This window comes from Mangrovimonas sp. YM274, assembly GCF_030908385.1.
GTDB lineage: Bacteria > Bacteroidota > Bacteroidia > Flavobacteriales > Flavobacteriaceae > Mangrovimonas_A.
Genome location: NZ_CP133091.1, coordinates 1,437,843 through 1,452,422, shown reverse-complemented (window position 1 = coordinate 1,452,422; position 14,580 = coordinate 1,437,843). Strand labels below are relative to the sequence as shown.

13 protein-coding genes and 1 riboswitch are annotated in these 14,580 nt (G+C 38.1%); of the genes, 4 read left to right on the top strand and 9 right to left on the bottom strand.

Translation table 11 applies throughout. The features are described 5' to 3' along the window. Positions 1–2 precede the first annotated feature (2 nt). The 3 genes from RBH95_RS06350 to RBH95_RS06340 all read right to left on the bottom strand — a co-directional run bounded on the left by RBH95_RS06350 (position 3) and on the right by RBH95_RS06340 (position 5,106). A complete protein-coding gene (locus tag RBH95_RS06350) occupies positions 3–3,278 on the bottom strand; it encodes a T9SS type B sorting domain-containing protein (RefSeq protein WP_307901844.1) in 3,276 nt (1,091 codons plus the stop codon). A gap of 122 nt (positions 3,279–3,400) precedes the next feature. After that, positions 3,401–4,630: a glycosyltransferase family 4 protein gene (locus tag RBH95_RS06345; RefSeq protein WP_307901843.1), complete on the bottom strand. Its 1,230-nt coding sequence runs from the start codon at positions 4,628–4,630 to the stop codon at positions 3,401–3,403. Continuing rightward, positions 4,630–5,106, bottom strand: coding sequence for a heme-binding domain-containing protein (locus RBH95_RS06340; protein ID WP_307901842.1), 477 nt, complete (start codon positions 5,104–5,106; stop codon positions 4,630–4,632). The genes RBH95_RS06345 and RBH95_RS06340 overlap by 1 nt, the downstream gene beginning before the upstream one ends. Before the next feature lie 37 nt (positions 5,107–5,143). Here RBH95_RS06340 and RBH95_RS06335 point away from each other — a divergent pair, with 37 nt between their 5' ends. The 3 genes from RBH95_RS06335 (at position 5,144) to RBH95_RS06325 (ending at position 7,350) form a co-directional block, all read left to right on the top strand. Further along, positions 5,144–5,707, top strand: coding sequence for an adenylosuccinate lyase (locus RBH95_RS06335; protein ID WP_307901841.1), 564 nt, complete (start codon positions 5,144–5,146; stop codon positions 5,705–5,707). A 106-nt stretch (positions 5,708–5,813) separates the two neighbouring features. Beyond that, positions 5,814–7,157: an adenylosuccinate lyase gene (gene purB, locus RBH95_RS06330; RefSeq protein ID WP_307901840.1), complete on the top strand. Its 1,344-nt coding sequence runs from the start codon at positions 5,814–5,816 to the stop codon at positions 7,155–7,157. 16 nt (positions 7,158–7,173) lie between these two features. Continuing rightward, positions 7,174–7,350 carry a hypothetical protein gene (locus RBH95_RS06325; protein ID WP_307901839.1) on the top strand — a complete coding sequence of 59 codons (177 nt, stop codon included), beginning with the start codon at positions 7,174–7,176 and terminating at the stop codon, positions 7,348–7,350. 75 nt (positions 7,351–7,425) lie between these two features. Here the strand turns inward: RBH95_RS06325 and RBH95_RS06320 are convergent, their stop codons facing one another. The 4 genes from RBH95_RS06320 to RBH95_RS06305 are packed head-to-tail and all read right to left on the bottom strand — an operon-like array spanning position 7,426 to position 9,600. Next, positions 7,426–7,971 carry a DUF4252 domain-containing protein gene (locus RBH95_RS06320; RefSeq protein ID WP_307901838.1) on the bottom strand — a complete coding sequence of 182 codons (546 nt, stop codon included), beginning with the start codon at positions 7,969–7,971 and terminating at the stop codon, positions 7,426–7,428. 4 nt (positions 7,972–7,975) lie between these two features. After that, entirely contained in the window at positions 7,976–8,596 is a 621-nt protein-coding gene (locus RBH95_RS06315) for a DUF4252 domain-containing protein (RefSeq protein WP_307901837.1), read from the bottom strand. Positions 8,597–8,612: 16 nt separating this feature from the next. After that, on the bottom strand, positions 8,613–9,104 hold the full coding sequence (locus RBH95_RS06310; RefSeq protein WP_307901836.1) for a hypothetical protein: 492 nt from the start codon (positions 9,102–9,104) through the stop codon (positions 8,613–8,615). Continuing rightward, positions 9,091–9,600, bottom strand: coding sequence for an RNA polymerase sigma factor (locus tag RBH95_RS06305; RefSeq protein WP_307901835.1), 510 nt, complete (start codon positions 9,598–9,600; stop codon positions 9,091–9,093). Before RBH95_RS06305 ends, RBH95_RS06310 begins: the two co-directional genes overlap by 14 nt. Before the next feature lie 256 nt (positions 9,601–9,856). Here RBH95_RS06305 and RBH95_RS06300 point away from each other — a divergent pair, with 256 nt between their 5' ends. Continuing rightward, on the top strand, positions 9,857–11,293 hold the full coding sequence (locus RBH95_RS06300) for a S41 family peptidase (RefSeq protein WP_307901834.1): 1,437 nt from the start codon (positions 9,857–9,859) through the stop codon (positions 11,291–11,293). A gap of 48 nt (positions 11,294–11,341) precedes the next feature. Here the strand turns inward: RBH95_RS06300 and RBH95_RS06295 are convergent, their stop codons facing one another. Then, positions 11,342–12,421: a YncE family protein gene (locus RBH95_RS06295; protein ID WP_307901833.1), complete on the bottom strand. Its 1,080-nt coding sequence runs from the start codon at positions 12,419–12,421 to the stop codon at positions 11,342–11,344. Positions 12,422–12,424: 3 nt separating this feature from the next. Continuing rightward, complete coding sequence (locus tag RBH95_RS06290) at positions 12,425–14,260, bottom strand: TonB-dependent siderophore receptor (RefSeq protein WP_307901832.1); 1,836 nt, start codon at positions 14,258–14,260, stop codon at positions 12,425–12,427. Positions 14,261–14,291: 31 nt separating this feature from the next. Next, positions 14,292–14,516: riboswitch (cobalamin riboswitch) on the bottom strand. Between the last annotated feature and the right edge of the window lie 64 nt (positions 14,517–14,580).

Genomic DNA, 14,580 nt, shown 5'->3' with positions numbered 1-14,580 from the left:
ACCTATCTTAAAAGGCTAAAATGCCCTCTTAAGGTTCTAGTTTGCCCATTTAAACGTATCAATTGAGCTTCAAACCAATAATCGGAAGCTGGCAAAGCTAGGCCGTTAAAGGTGCCATCCCAGCCCGTTCCTGAAGGCTTGATTACGGCCATAAGCTTTCCGTAGCGGTCAAAAATATTAACGGTAGATTTTTCAGAATAGGCTTCATTAAATCCTTTGATATTCCAGACATCGTTATAAGTATCTCCATTCGGACTAAAAAACTTCGCATAACCTACCACAAAAATCTCCAATTGGGCGATGCCGCAACCATTCTTATCCCTAACATACAAGATATGCTCTCCTGCAGCAACACCATCAAAATAAGGGTCGTCATGGAAACCAGACAACTCATCATCCAAGGCGTATTCATAATCCCCTATCCCCAAACCATTGGGATTTATAGAAACGGTATTATTATTTGAAAAATCCTGAATCGTTATATCTTCCTCATCCAATTCTGCAACCGAAGATTCTATGACTGTTACCACACTCGGTTCTGATTGACAACCATATTCCGAAGTCGCAACTACCGAGTACATTCCTCCCGAAGCAACAGAAACCGAAGGTGTATTAGAAATAACTGTACCACTGCTATCTGTCCACTCATAGGTGTAACTACCATTTGGGTTTGTCACCATCAAGGTAACAGGATCTCCTTCCAAACAGTAAATGACTTCATCGTCGGTATCAAATTGAGGCAAAGTATAGACTTCCAACATCAAGTGAGGTCCAATCCCAAAACAGTCACCATTGTCATCGCTTTCAACCCTTACATACAATAATTGGGCATCAGGAGTTTCGTTGGTATAAGGTATGGAGGCATCGATTTCATTTTGCTCCAGTTGGGCATCTGCTAGATTTCGATAGTAATGAACACTTAAATTTTGTCCTGCTGGAAATTGGTCCAAAAATACCTGTGACATCTGGCTTAAATCGAATTCATAAAAGCCATCACCATCGTCATCACAATACTCTAAAGTTTCCATATAACCGTCCTGAAACGAAGTTGTGGACACCTCTAATGTAATGGTTGAAACCCGAAAACACCCATTTTCTGAAACCACCCTTGCAAACACTTCTTCCGAAACAGAATTATTGAATGGCACGGGATTAACTGCCTCAATGCCATCATTGGCATTGTCAAAAGTCAAGTGATACGAAATTTCAAAAACTTCTGAACTTCCGTTAACCAAAACTTCATTAATTTCATTCAGGTTGAAATTAGTATAGCCATCCGCCAATCCATCTTCATCGCAATTTTTAAACACCAAACTTGAAACAACGTCTGGCAAAGCATTTACTTGAATATCAAAACTTCCTTCCGAATAACAGCCACCCTCCTGCAAATTGGTAACGCGAACATAAATAGCTTGAGTATTAGCAACTGTATTTTCAAAATTTTCAGGAGTTAAGATTTCCTGAGAAAATGCCGCATCCAAAAAATATGAGAAACCATACTCTGAAGCTGGGGCTCCATCCAAAATCACAGATTCATTTTGGGTTAAATCGAAACTTGACACACCATTAGTATCATCACCATCCAAATTGGAATCACAAACTTCCAAAACCGATATATCATTTGGTACCTGAGGCGTTTCAAAAAGAACTACCGTCACCATAGTACGAATAGAACTTTCGCAACCATCAATAGTTTGGGAGGCATAATAGCTCGTGCCATTCTCTAAGTTTTGGGAAGTCGCCAAAGGCGTTCCGCCTGTATCCGAAGCATACCAAGCAACGGCTGTTCCTTCAACCAGCAAATTTGCAATGGTAGCATTTTCAAGGCTACAGAAAACTTGTTCCGCATCTGCTATAGGTGATGGTGTATCCTGAACCGTCAAGGTTACGGGAACTCTATTTACACTTGTACATCCGTTATTTTGGGCTTCAGCATAAAATGTTGTGGTATCACTAAGTTCTGGTGTTGTAAAAGTACTTCCTGTCCCAACTACATTACCACCAACCATGGCATCATACCAAAAAACCGTTCCTTGAGAAGGGGTTGCGCTAAGTACGCCACTCCCAGATACTCCACAAATAATGGCATCATTATAATCTGTTATGGTAGGAATTTCAACCACCGATGCAACAACAGGTTCTTTTACCCCATTTGGGCAACCGTTTATGGAAGCTAGCACATAATAAGTAGTCGTTTCTGAAATTTCTGGAGTAACAAAGGTCAATCCAGAAGCAATAGAAGTCCCATTGGGATCATCAAACCATAACACCGTCCCACCTGAAGAAACGGCTTCTAATTCCACGGAACCCGAACCACAAACCGCAGCCCCAACAACATTCACAATTTCAGGAATGGTAATTTTGGTACTGGCTGAAATATCAACTTCTGGATCGCCCGGCATGCCTCCATATTCCACTATATATCCTTTAGGCTGATAATCTCCCGCTCCAGCAGGATCACCCGCATTAGGTAAATCATTCCAAGATCCAGGAACACCAACCCCCGGAGCTGTGACATGGGCATAATCTTCATTGTTCAAATTATTGGGCTCTCCTGTGTTCCAAAAAGCATAGTTGGGTGTAGATCCATTCACGCCGCCATTCCAAAATACCATACCTTCTTCTGGCCCTGTCATCCATTTCCAAGTCCCTTCGGACTCTACATCACTACCCCCTATCCAACCTGCCCCTGCAGCTTGTTCTCCAGATAATTGCGCTTCTTCGGCAGATGTTATGGTGGCCAAATACCCTTGAAGCCCATAATATGTGCTACTTTCCGCAGCAGCTTTTGCCACTGTCCACGTGATTCCTAAATTTGGAACGTATTCATAATAATGCCCCGTAGAGGGTAAATAGTTGGCATCTCCAACGGTAAATGAAAAGTACTTTTCCCCAGACACATTGGCCGTGTTGCTTTGATACATCACATCACTAACAGCCGCAATTAAATCGGTATAAGTTGGCTCTGAAGTTCCCACTCCACTCAAGGTCAATTTTCCTTGATTGGCATCCCAACTTGTAGAAATGTTTGGGTGACTTCCTGTTAACACCAAATTATCAATACCTTGCTGATAGCCCGTAGATATTTGAATGTAGAGTGCCTCAACGCTGGTATCGTCCGGATCTACAATATCAAAACTGGTAACAATATTTATTTGTGATAAAGGACAGTAATCCTGATCTCCTACAGCTTCAATGGAAGGAGGCACATTACCTTGGGCAGCACAAAAAATAGGTAGAATAACTAGAAATAGGAATATATGTATTTTTGGGATCACAAATGCTTTGTAAAAATTTACTGTAAATTTACATTAAAAATTCAGCAATTATCCCCTCTCTAAAATAAGATTTAAGCAAAAACCATTAAAAAATATGTAAAAGTCTAAATGTTGTAAAAAATCTATGCATTTTTAGCTTCTATCCACTTGCTCATAAACTTGGTACTTTGCATACTGTGGTGTAATAACATGTAGCCAATAAAGTTTTGTTGTCTGTGAAGAGGCAAAGTTTTTAATAGTTCCTCTATCCGGTTCATAAAAAGTATTTCAAATTGGGATTTCATAAATCGCTTTTCAAGACATTGAAAACCTTGTTCTTGGCTCTGCTCCCAGACCACTTTATCATTGTACAAACACACTGCTTGGTCTGCAAATTCTTGAGGTGTTACCGCAATAAAACCATTCGGTGACAATTGGCCAAACATCCCCTCGGCTGCAATTGGGCTCATCACACAAGGTGTACCATTGATCATAGCATCTATTAATTTCCCCTTAAGTCCCGCGCCAAATTGCAGAGGAACCAAACACACTTTGGCACTTTGCATGACCTCATCGACTTCGGCAGCTGCTCCCTTAATTAAAAAGCCTTCTTTTTCATTATATAACTGAAACACTTTTTGGGAGGGATAGGCACCATAGACATGTAATTCTGCATTAGACAATTGCTTTCTTATCAATGGCCAAATAGCAGTTTTTAAATACAACACCATATTGTAATTAGGCTCATGCAGGAAATTGCCAATACTTACAAAATCTTGCCGCTCTTCAAACGAAGGTAAATTTCTTAAAGTATCCTCTGGGATTTCATCCAGAAGAAACGGTAAATAATACAATAATGAAGGGTCTATTTTGAATGTTTCAGTAAGCAAGTCCATTTCTACTTCTGAAATGATCAAACTTAAATCACAGCGATAGATACTGGCTATTTCCCTTTTTGCTGTGTCGTTGAACAGATAACCATTGTCAAATTCCTTAGCTTCTTTTAAAGCTTGATGCCTTCCGCGGCGTAGACAATGCAAATCTTCAGTATCCAAAATACGTAGAGCGTTTGGGCAGTGCTCTGCTACCCGCCAACCGAATTGTTCCTCAGCCAAAAACCGATCGAACAACACAATATCGGGATGCAATTCCTTGACAAAAGTGTCAAAACTTGAGCTGTTCAGCTCTATGGCTTTTACTGTAACACCAATGCTTTCTAAATCAAAAGCATTATCGGTTTTAGCCGTTGCCGTGGCAAAGGTGATTTGGTAATTCTGTTGAAGAAAACTAAAAATTAATTGCATCATGCGGCTTCCTGCCGCCGAACTTTTGGGTTCGGGCCACACGAAGCCGATAATAAGCAGTTGTTTCATTAATCGTTGCTGGTAATTTGAGCTTGGTATTGGTTGCGCAATTGCTTGGCCCAAGAGTTAAGTGCTATTATTTGGGCCTCGGTAAGGTTGGCTTCACCATGAGTCCAAGTATAGGATGGTAATGGCATTTTGCCTTCTTCAACTTCTTCTATCAATTCATCCAATTTATGGTCCTTTTTCTTCACAGAATAGTCATTCCAAGCAGAGAAATTCAAATGTTTCTTACCATCTTCTACATGCTCTCCCATCCAAAAATTCACTGGCGTAATATTGTTATACCAAGGATACTTAGTTACATCACTATGACAGTCATAACAACTTTCCTTTAAAATGACTTTTACATCTTCCGGAGGATTGGTTTCAGTTAAAAAAGGCTCCAAAGAAGCAAGGTCTCCCTCATTCTTTTCAGGACCAAAAAACTGAGCCACAACAACAAGGACTAAAAGTACCAATAAGATTTTCTTGAATATTTTCATTTTAGTTATTTTTAGGATTTAAAAATAGCAATAAATAGTGACTTCAGCTCAACTCTACGACGAATTAAATTTTGTCAACCATTCCCGCGAAAAGCGCTTGTACTATGCCAATTTGGTAATCTCTACCCCTACACTTATTCCTAAATTATTGGATATTTTGTTTATGGTAGATGACAAGGTTTCCTGTAGGGCCGCTTGGGTATTGGAGTTTGTAGGAGGAGAAGATTTGGAGGCTTTGATTCCATTCCTAGATAGGTTTACGGAAGATATGGGTAAAGTGCATTTGGATTCGGCTGTAAGGCCTGTGGCCAAAGTATGTGAATACCTGATTAAAGCCTATTACGACAAAACTCCAAACCGGATCCAAACCGAATTGTCCCCAACCCATAGGGAACGCATTATTGAAGTCTGCTTTGACTACATGATCAATGATCAAAAAATTGCTCCAAAGGCCTATGCCATGCATACCCTTTTTCTGTTAGGCAAAGATTACGATTGGATCCATCCGGAACTTGCCATGATCTTGGAGCGTGATTTTCAATTGCAAAGTGCAGGATATAAAGCCCGAGCACGGCATATTCTCAAAAAAATAAAATCTTAGATTTTGTAAAGAAAAGTCGCCCCAATTCTTCCAAAAACTTCATAATCTGCACTTCGGTCTTACACCTAAAAAGATTATCTTTGCAACTTCTAAAAAAACATACATCATGTCTTTATCACCATTAAATGCCATCTCTCCAATTGATGGGAGATACCGAAGTAAAGCAGAAGCGCTTGCTCCATATTTTTCTGAAGAAGCGCTTATTAAATATCGCGTTCAGGTAGAAATTGAATATTTTATCGCGCTTTGCGAAATTCCTCTACCCCAACTTGCCGATTTTGACATCACGCTATTTGATAAGTTAAGAGCTATTTACCTAAATTTCTCATCGGAAGATGCTCTTAAAATTAAAGACATTGAAAGCATTACCAATCACGACGTTAAGGCTGTTGAATATTTTATCAAAGAACAGTTTGATGCTCTTGACATTGCCAAATACAAGGAGTTTATCCACTTTGGCTTAACGTCTCAAGATATCAACAACACGGCTATTCCTTTAAGCATCAAGGAAGCCATGAACGACGTTTACGTTCCTGAATATTTTAGTGTTGTAAACAAATTAAAGGAACTTGTAGAGGAATGGGCAGACATCCCGATGTTGGCAAGAACTCACGGTCAGCCAGCATCACCTACGCGTTTAGGTAAGGAAATTAACGTATTTGTAGTACGTCTTGAAGAACAATTGGCTTTATTGAACGATATCCCAAGTGCGGCTAAATTTGGTGGTGCTACAGGAAACTACAATGCCCACAAAGTAGCTTACCCAAATATTGACTGGAAAGAATTTGGAGGGCAGTTTGTACAGAAGAAATTAGGATTGTATCACTCCTTCCCAACGACTCAAATTGAGCATTACGATCACATGGCAGCTCTTTTTGACACCTTGAAAAGAATCAACAACATCTTGATTGATTTGGACAGAGATATCTGGACGTATGTATCTATGGACTATTTCAAGCAAAAAATCAAAAAAGGAGAAGTTGGAAGTAGCGCAATGCCACATAAAGTTAACCCAATTGATTTTGAAAACTCTGAAGGAAACTTAGGAATTGCCAATGCTATTTTTGAGCACTTGGCGGCTAAATTACCTATTTCTCGTCTACAAAGAGACTTGACTGACAGTACCGTTTTACGTAATGTTGGGGTTCCTTTTGGACATACCATCATTGGATTTAAAGCTACGTTGAAAGGATTGAACAAACTATTGTTGAACGATGCTAAGTTTGCGCAAGACCTGGAAAACAACTGGGCGGTAGTTGCTGAAGCTATTCAAACTATTTTGAGAAGAGAAGGCTATCCTAATCCTTACGAAGCTTTAAAAGGCCTTACCAGAACCAATGAAAGGATTACTCAAACGTCTATTTCAAATTTTATTGATACCTTAGAGGTGTCTGAAGAAATCAAGGACGAATTAAAAGTAATCACACCATCTAATTATACTGGTATTTAATTTGACTTAAGAGATTATGAACAAAAATGTCCTATCCGTAATTTTTACAGCTGTGATTGCTGCTGGATTTTTTATCTCGGGGCTTTTTGACATTTTGGACAATTTCATGATCAAACTATTATTGTTTATCAGTTTTGGATCTTTCATCGCCTATTTCTGTGTGATGCTTCTTTCTGATAAACAATCAAAATAAAATAGTATTACATCTATAAATAAAAAAATCACCTTGGAATCAAGGTGATTTTTTTATGTGTGATTTTTTGTTCTTCTACTTGAACATTTCGGCAAACTTACTGATTTCGGCATCTTCCAAATCTGCATTTTCCAACACTGTAGACAATTTCATGATTTTGTTAATGTTCATGTTATCTCCCAAAACTCTAATAATGGCAAATCCTTTGTCGTTGGAATCTCCAAAAAGCACCAATTCATCGATATTGGTTTCCTCTCCAAGATACTTTACTACAAAATGTCCGTCGGTAGAATTTCCTCCTCTAATAAGTTCTTCGTATTTAGGATCCTTTAAGATGGTCTTTACCTTTGCTACCTCAGTTTCGTATTCCGTTCTATTGGAGTCGGATACTACAAAGGCCAGCATATTCAATTTATCAACCGACTCATAAGCTTCTTTCTGTTCCTCGGTTAAAGAGGTTTCTTCGATATTCAAAAAGCTAGTAGGGACATCTATAGAAGTAAATCCTGGTTTCAGTTCGCTATCTACGTAATAGGTTTGCAAGGTTGGTCCTTGGCTACAGCTTAATAAAGCTATAACCAAAGCTACCAACCAGATGCTATTTTTGATTGATGGTATCATAATCTTAATTTTTCTTACCAGCTTTTTCCAAATGCTCACCTCCAGGGACATTCATACTATTGGTCAATTTTGAAATTTGACGCAAATCAATGTCTCCTGTTAAGGACAATAGTACCGTTTCAACTTCACGTTTCTCACCATTAATAGTGATGTCTGCATCTTTAGTGTATTCTTTAAGTCCGTTGATGAACATCAACAATTCCTTTACGTGGTTTTCATCCTTTCCTTCCTTCACATAAAATTTTACCGTCTGATCACCATCTTTAATTCTCATTAACTCCTGCAAACTAGAGCTTTTAAGATAACTGTTCACGGTTGCATTCATATCTTTGGACACCGCCATATTATCTGTAGTAAACACCTTTAAACCTGTAATTCTTTTGGCCATATCCATAAATTGTTGTGCTTCTGGGTCATCCAAATCCACATTGACACTTGCCAACATGCTAAACATTTTTTGGTTGACAATAACAGAAGTAACTCCGTCTTGGTCTTCGTATTTATCAAAAATACTTTGTCCGAATGACAGCACTGGCAACAATGCCAAAGCCACCATTATTACTAAACTCTTGCCCATAGTATGTATTTGGTTTACGTATGTGCTAAAACGCGCTAATCTTTTCATAATCTTGTTTCTTTTCTTAATTACTCAGGTTAAAAATCTTATTTGTTGTTTCTGAAAACTCTCCTACATAGTTCATAGACTCAACACCCTTCTCCAAATTATCAGAGACCAATGTCAAGGCATTTAAACTACTGGCACCTTTGTTAAATTTTGTAGATACCAGGTTAAGAGCTTCCATTGTTTGGTTGTAGGCCATTAGCTCCTCATGGCTAAGGCTATCCAACCCTTGTTTTGTATCGGTAAGCATATACACCGATACCATAAGAACTGCTACTGCCGCGACCGAAATCCATCTATACAATTGATATTTCTTAGGTTTTAATGGAACGTCCTTGGTAAACTGCTCTTGTTTTGTAGCGTCAAAATACTGGAACATTACTTTGTAAGACTCTAAATGTGGAGGCACATCTTCTTGAGCAAAATAGGCCTTTAACTGCTCCTCTTCTCTCAAGCTAGTCTCTCCATTATCGTACTTTTCCAGCAACCGCTCTATACTATTTAATACCATAACTGTGCGTATGTGTTAATTTTTCTCTTATTGTTTTCCTTGCCCTAGACAACGCCACTCTAATGGCGGTTTCATTCATGTCTACTACTTTGGCAATCTCACTAAATTCATACCCCTCAATATCTCTAAGCTGTATGATAATTTGTTGTTGTTCGGGTAATTCCGCCATGATTTTGGACACCCAACTCATGCTATCCCTAACTTCAACTTCCCTTTGCAACGCCACATTATGATCTTGGTAATTGCTATGTACAATCTTCAGGTTTTGTGCTTGTTTAGATTTTAAGCGATCCAAGCAAAAGTTTTTGGTCATGGTCATAGAAAATGCTTCTATATTTTTATACTCGGCCATTTTCTGTTTGTTGTTCCACAACTTCACAAAAATCTCTTGAGTAGCATCCTCAGCCTCTTCTTTAGACACCAACAAACGCTTTGCCAGTCTAAAAACCTTATCCTTTAAAGGCATTACAATATGTACAAAATCACTCTGTGTCATTATTTGGTTTGGTCAGTCGAAAACGGTTTACTATCGCTTTCTATCATTACGACGATATACTATAAATTTTGTTACACGGTAAAAAATATTTTTTCAATTACGCAACAAACACCTGTGTCTATGGGTTGTACACTTATGGTTTAGGAACAATTTATATTTTTTAATTTACTTTAATGTAAGTAAATTTAGAGCGTATTAACCTACTTTGAAGCTTATTTGTGATGTATACAATTAAGCGACATCTTAAAAATAGCCTATGAAGATTTTAAAATTTAGCCTTTTGGCTTTGGTACTTTTTACAGTAAGCAGCTGTTTTGACGATAGAGACGATAATATTGTCTTGTCTAGCAATGTCAATGATTTTGTGTGGAAAGGCATGAACTTTTGGTATTTATACAAGGATGAAATCCCAGATTTAGCCAACGACCGATTTTCCTCCAATGAAGAATACGGCAACTACCTCAACAGCTTCTTCTCCCCTGAAGAATTGTTTGAAAGTTTAATATTCCAACGCGAAACCGTTGACAGGTTCAGTGTTATTGTAGACGACTATATTGCCTTGGAACAAAGTTTTGACGGGGTTTCGTACAGTAATGGCCTTCAGTTTTCACTTTATGAATTTCCCGAAAATTCTTCGAATGTTATCGGAATCATCAGAATGGTTTTAAATGACAGTGAAGCGTCTGCAGCAGGTTTACAAAGAGGACAAATCTTTAACTCGGTTGACGGTACCCTTATGAATATTGATAATTACAATGAGCTTTTAAACCAACAAAGTTACACTTTGGGATTTGTAGACTATAATGATAATGGCACCCCCGAGACTGAAGACGACTTTGTAGCGTCTAATGGGCAAAGCACAAGCCTTACCAAAGTTGTTTATAATGAAAACCCCGTTTATATTTCCAATATTTTGGAAGTGAATGGAGAAAATGTGGGCTACTTAATGTACAATCGATTCAACAATAATTACGATAGCCACCTCAACAATGCCTTTGCAGAATTTCAGGCAAGCAATGTACAGCACTTAATCTTGGATTTTCGTTACAACCCTGGTGGGTCTGTAAATACAGCATCACTTTTAGGAAGTATGATAACTGGTCAATTTACAGGCCAAAACTTTTCCAAACTTATTTATAACAGTGACCTTCAATCTCAAAATTCCACATACGAATTTAAAGATAGTTTCAGCGGCATTGGCATTAATCAACTAAATCTAAGCAAAGTATACGTAATAACCTCTGCTCGTACGGCATCGGCAAGCGAATTGGTCATTAACAGTTTAAAACCTTACATTAATGTTGTTGTAGTTGGGGATGAAACGGTTGGAAAAAGCCAAGCCTCTATTACGGTATATGATTCTCCAAACTTTACAGCACAAAACAGAAACCCTAACCATACTTATGCTCTTCAACCTTTGGTCGCACAATCTATCAATTCCCTTGATGAGGCGGTACCTTCCAGCGGATTGGTTCCAGATATTGAAGTCGTGGAAAGTGCCTTGAACCTAGGCACCTTGGGAGATGTTAACGAACCCCTTTTGGCAGCCGCTTTAGCGGATATTTTTGGAAGCTCGGGAAGATTGGCTCCTTCCACACAAAAACCATTACTAAAACCAATTAAGGCTGAAATAGACAAAGATCCTTTTAATGACTTTATGTATTTAGACCACGATCACTCTCCTTTTAAATAAAAAATGGCCGCTAATGAGCGGCCATTTTTTTTATCTATTTTATTCCTTTTAGTTAAAGTAAACCTTAGAAGCTGCAAGACCCACTTCTATTGTATTGATTAAATTACCTGTTGCCAAATCGTAAATCAATAGATCACCCAACGAATCGAAATCTTTGGCATCGGCTATATACCCGATTCCATCTTTCACATTAAATCCGTATGGAGACATTGCGGTTATATCTACAATTGCGGTTGTAGGTAATGCAGTATCATATTCCGACATCTCAAAAATTTGTCCTCCCATTTGAAAATAAATAGCCCCATTGGCATAGCTCATCAAGTTTGGACTGTTTCCTTCTTCAAAAGGAATTTCGGAAACTACTGTATTGCTTGAAGGATCTATTCTAGTTATCGCACCTTGAGTATACCCTACTACGGCCCAACTTTCATCATAAATTGTAGCACCTTCGGACAACACAATCAAATCCCCTGAAGTACTAAGCACAATTTCATCTGGGTTGTCATACACTTCAATAGTTTCTACAGCATTGTCGGTAGTATTTATCACCGAAACAATGTTATTGGTAGAATAACCTCCTTTATGGGTCACAAATAATTTATCTCCAACAGCAATAATTTGCTCTGGGCCTTCCCCCACAGGAATCGTGGTTTCTACAGAATTAGTAGCTAAATCGATAACTGCTACAAAATCATCATCACCAATAAATCCGTCTCCCCAATTGGTAACATACCCCTTCCCATTGGCGAAGGCTATATAACGTGGCAATGATAATCCCGAAGTAATGGTCACGTCTTTTTCAAATGTATATCTATCTATCACATTAATGGTATTGTTATCCGTTACAATATACCCTTTACCGTCGTGGAATCCCATTGATTGTACATAAGTGCCTAATTCCTCTGAATTGACACCATAAAAAATGCTGTTTTCATAATAACTGTAATCATCTGCCACAAAGGAAACCGAACCAGAAAGACTCCCCCCTTCGGCCAATACTAGGATGCCATTTTCATACTGTCCTTCTTCTACAGGCAAGTTAACGGAGTCATCTTCATCGCTGCTACAAGATGTTAAAAATAGCCCCATAGACAAAAACAGAGCTAAAAACTTAAATATATTTTTCATTGTTTAAAAATTAAAGTTTAAATAAAGGTTATAATTGGTACCAGGCATGTAGCGGTTGGCTACACTTTGGTAGTTTTTGTTCAAAATATTTTTAATTTGAATTCCCATTGTCCAAGATGGGGCTTTACCTAAGCCATATTCTACACCAGCATTATGTAACCAATAACGGTCTAAAACATACCTTGGATTGTTATCTGAAAGCATGAAAACCTCTCCTGTAAATACGCTTTGCCAGTAAGCATTGAGTCTTTTATAATGATATCCCAATCCACCAAAAGCTTTATGGTAAGGCACATAGGTTAACTGTTTTTTGGTAGCTTGATCTTCGGATTTTGTGTAAGCATACCCGACGTTCAATGACATTTCATGCTCTTTAAAGCTCCTTTGATATTCCAAACTTGATTCTAAACCATAAGTCAAAACATGATCTGTATTACTAGGCTTCCAGTTTGAACCATTTGGAAGCCATCTAATCATATCGGTTATATCGTTATAAAACCCTACAAGAGAAAACGTCCCATTTTTAAAGGAAATATCATTACCAATCTCAAATTGATAAGACGTTTCTGGATTTAAATTTGGGTTAGCACTTCCTGCCCAAAACAAGTCATTGTAAGTAGGAATTCTGTAGTTTTTGGAAGCATTAAGATTAAGTGTGTATACTTTGTTGAATTTATATTGAAGTCCTAGGCTAAACAACAATGGACTGTCGTAATTTTGAGTGACTTCCTTTCTTATCGTTGCTTCGTAAAAGAACTTTTTAATAGCCTGTTTCCACAACAAACTTCCACCTGTAATGGTGCGTTCATTTTCATGAATGCTGGAGCCTTCGCCATTGGTATGCGTCACATCCAACACGCCTTGGAGATAAGTTTCCTTGGCTATTTTATATCCCAATTGGTATTTTCCAATAAGGGATTTCGCTTCACCAAAAGTATAGGAATCCGAAGCTATATTACCAAAATACTTAAACCGCTCTGTGATATAAGCCAACTTGACATTAGACCTAAAACTTCCAAAGAATACATCCCATTCCAACATATCTCTAGTATTGAAATCCTTGTATTTTGTAGGGGTTTCTGTGGGGTTTTGCAAAGAAAAATGTCTATCACCATCAAACACATAACTATAAAACTTGAGAAAGCTTCTATAACTTAATTTATAACCAATGGTAGCCGAAAAACTAGTGTTGTAAAATTCTCCATTCAAATTGGATTTCTCACTATCTACAAAGTCGTAATCATTTTCAGAACTTGTTCTACTTAACACGGCATTCACACTTATTCGGTCATTGGAATATCCTGATTGATAAGCGACATCCACAGTTTCAAAGCTTCCGTAACGGGCTAACAAACTATTGTTAAAGCCCTCATCAAAATGCAATACATTGTTAAGATGAATTGACCCTCCAATAGCACCACTTCCGTATAGGACACTTCCCCCTCCACTCCTCACATCAATCTCATCAAAATTTCTAATGTTGATGGTATTAAAATCTGTCTGACCATTAAACTGGGAATTGATATTGATGCCATTCCAAACTACTGCCGTTTGCTGCGCCGTAGTTCCCCTAAAGGCCGCCGAAGACACCATTCCCAGCCCATTTTCCTTGAAGTAAACAAAACTATTCAAATTGAGAACGTCTGTTAACGAGGAAGCACTTCGCACCAAAACACTGTCCTTAAGAGTTGACACCGATTGAGTGTTGGAAAATGTTTTTAAATAGGTATCCGTCTTTACAACTATTTCATCCAATTGTTGCAAAGAGTCCAATGTAGACTGAGCATAAGAACTAAACCCTGCTAGGAGAACCGTGATGTATATTAAAGCCTGTTTCATAGTGTTAAAACTCTTTTTCCCGAAAAGTTTTATATCTAGTTATGAAATTGGCAGGTCTCCTGACTTGCATTTTACTGTTTTACCTTCCCAGTTTTCACCAGTGGTTAATGAAGTGAACAGTAACTCTTTTCTAAAAGAGATGTCCAAATATGTTGGACACTATGCTTACAGTTGCGGGAACAGCTCTGGACTTACACCAGATTCCCTTTTAATCCGTACAATTAAGTTTAACGGAACCAAAATTCTCTGCAAAAGTAAACAATTCCCCGAATGTTTTACTATAAAGCACAAATAATCCTATTTTTGACATGTGAAAAAAT

What these genes read in the sequence shown, in the direction of transcription:
- RBH95_RS06345 (WP_307901843.1), bottom strand. Translation starts at nt 4,630, where the DNA reads ATGAAACAACTGCTTATTATCGGCTTCGTGTGGCCCGAACCCAAAAGT.
- RBH95_RS06340 (WP_307901842.1), bottom strand. Translation starts at nt 5,106, where the DNA reads ATGAAAATATTCAAGAAAATCTTATTGGTACTTTTAGTCCTTGTTGTT.
- purB (WP_307901840.1), top strand. Translation starts at nt 5,814, where the DNA reads ATGTCTTTATCACCATTAAATGCCATCTCTCCAATTGATGGGAGATAC.
- RBH95_RS06325 (WP_307901839.1), top strand. Translation starts at nt 7,174, where the DNA reads ATGAACAAAAATGTCCTATCCGTAATTTTTACAGCTGTGATTGCTGCT.
- RBH95_RS06320 (WP_307901838.1), bottom strand. Translation starts at nt 7,971, where the DNA reads ATGATACCATCAATCAAAAATAGCATCTGGTTGGTAGCTTTGGTTATA.
- RBH95_RS06315 (WP_307901837.1), bottom strand. Translation starts at nt 8,596, where the DNA reads ATGAAAAGATTAGCGCGTTTTAGCACATACGTAAACCAAATACATACT.
- RBH95_RS06310 (WP_307901836.1), bottom strand. Translation starts at nt 9,104, where the DNA reads ATGGTATTAAATAGTATAGAGCGGTTGCTGGAAAAGTACGATAATGGA.
- RBH95_RS06305 (WP_307901835.1), bottom strand. Translation starts at nt 9,600, where the DNA reads ATGACACAGAGTGATTTTGTACATATTGTAATGCCTTTAAAGGATAAG.
- RBH95_RS06300 (WP_307901834.1), top strand. Translation starts at nt 9,857, where the DNA reads ATGAAGATTTTAAAATTTAGCCTTTTGGCTTTGGTACTTTTTACAGTA.
- RBH95_RS06295 (WP_307901833.1), bottom strand. Translation starts at nt 12,421, where the DNA reads ATGAAAAATATATTTAAGTTTTTAGCTCTGTTTTTGTCTATGGGGCTA.
- RBH95_RS06290 (WP_307901832.1), bottom strand. Translation starts at nt 14,260, where the DNA reads ATGAAACAGGCTTTAATATACATCACGGTTCTCCTAGCAGGGTTTAGT.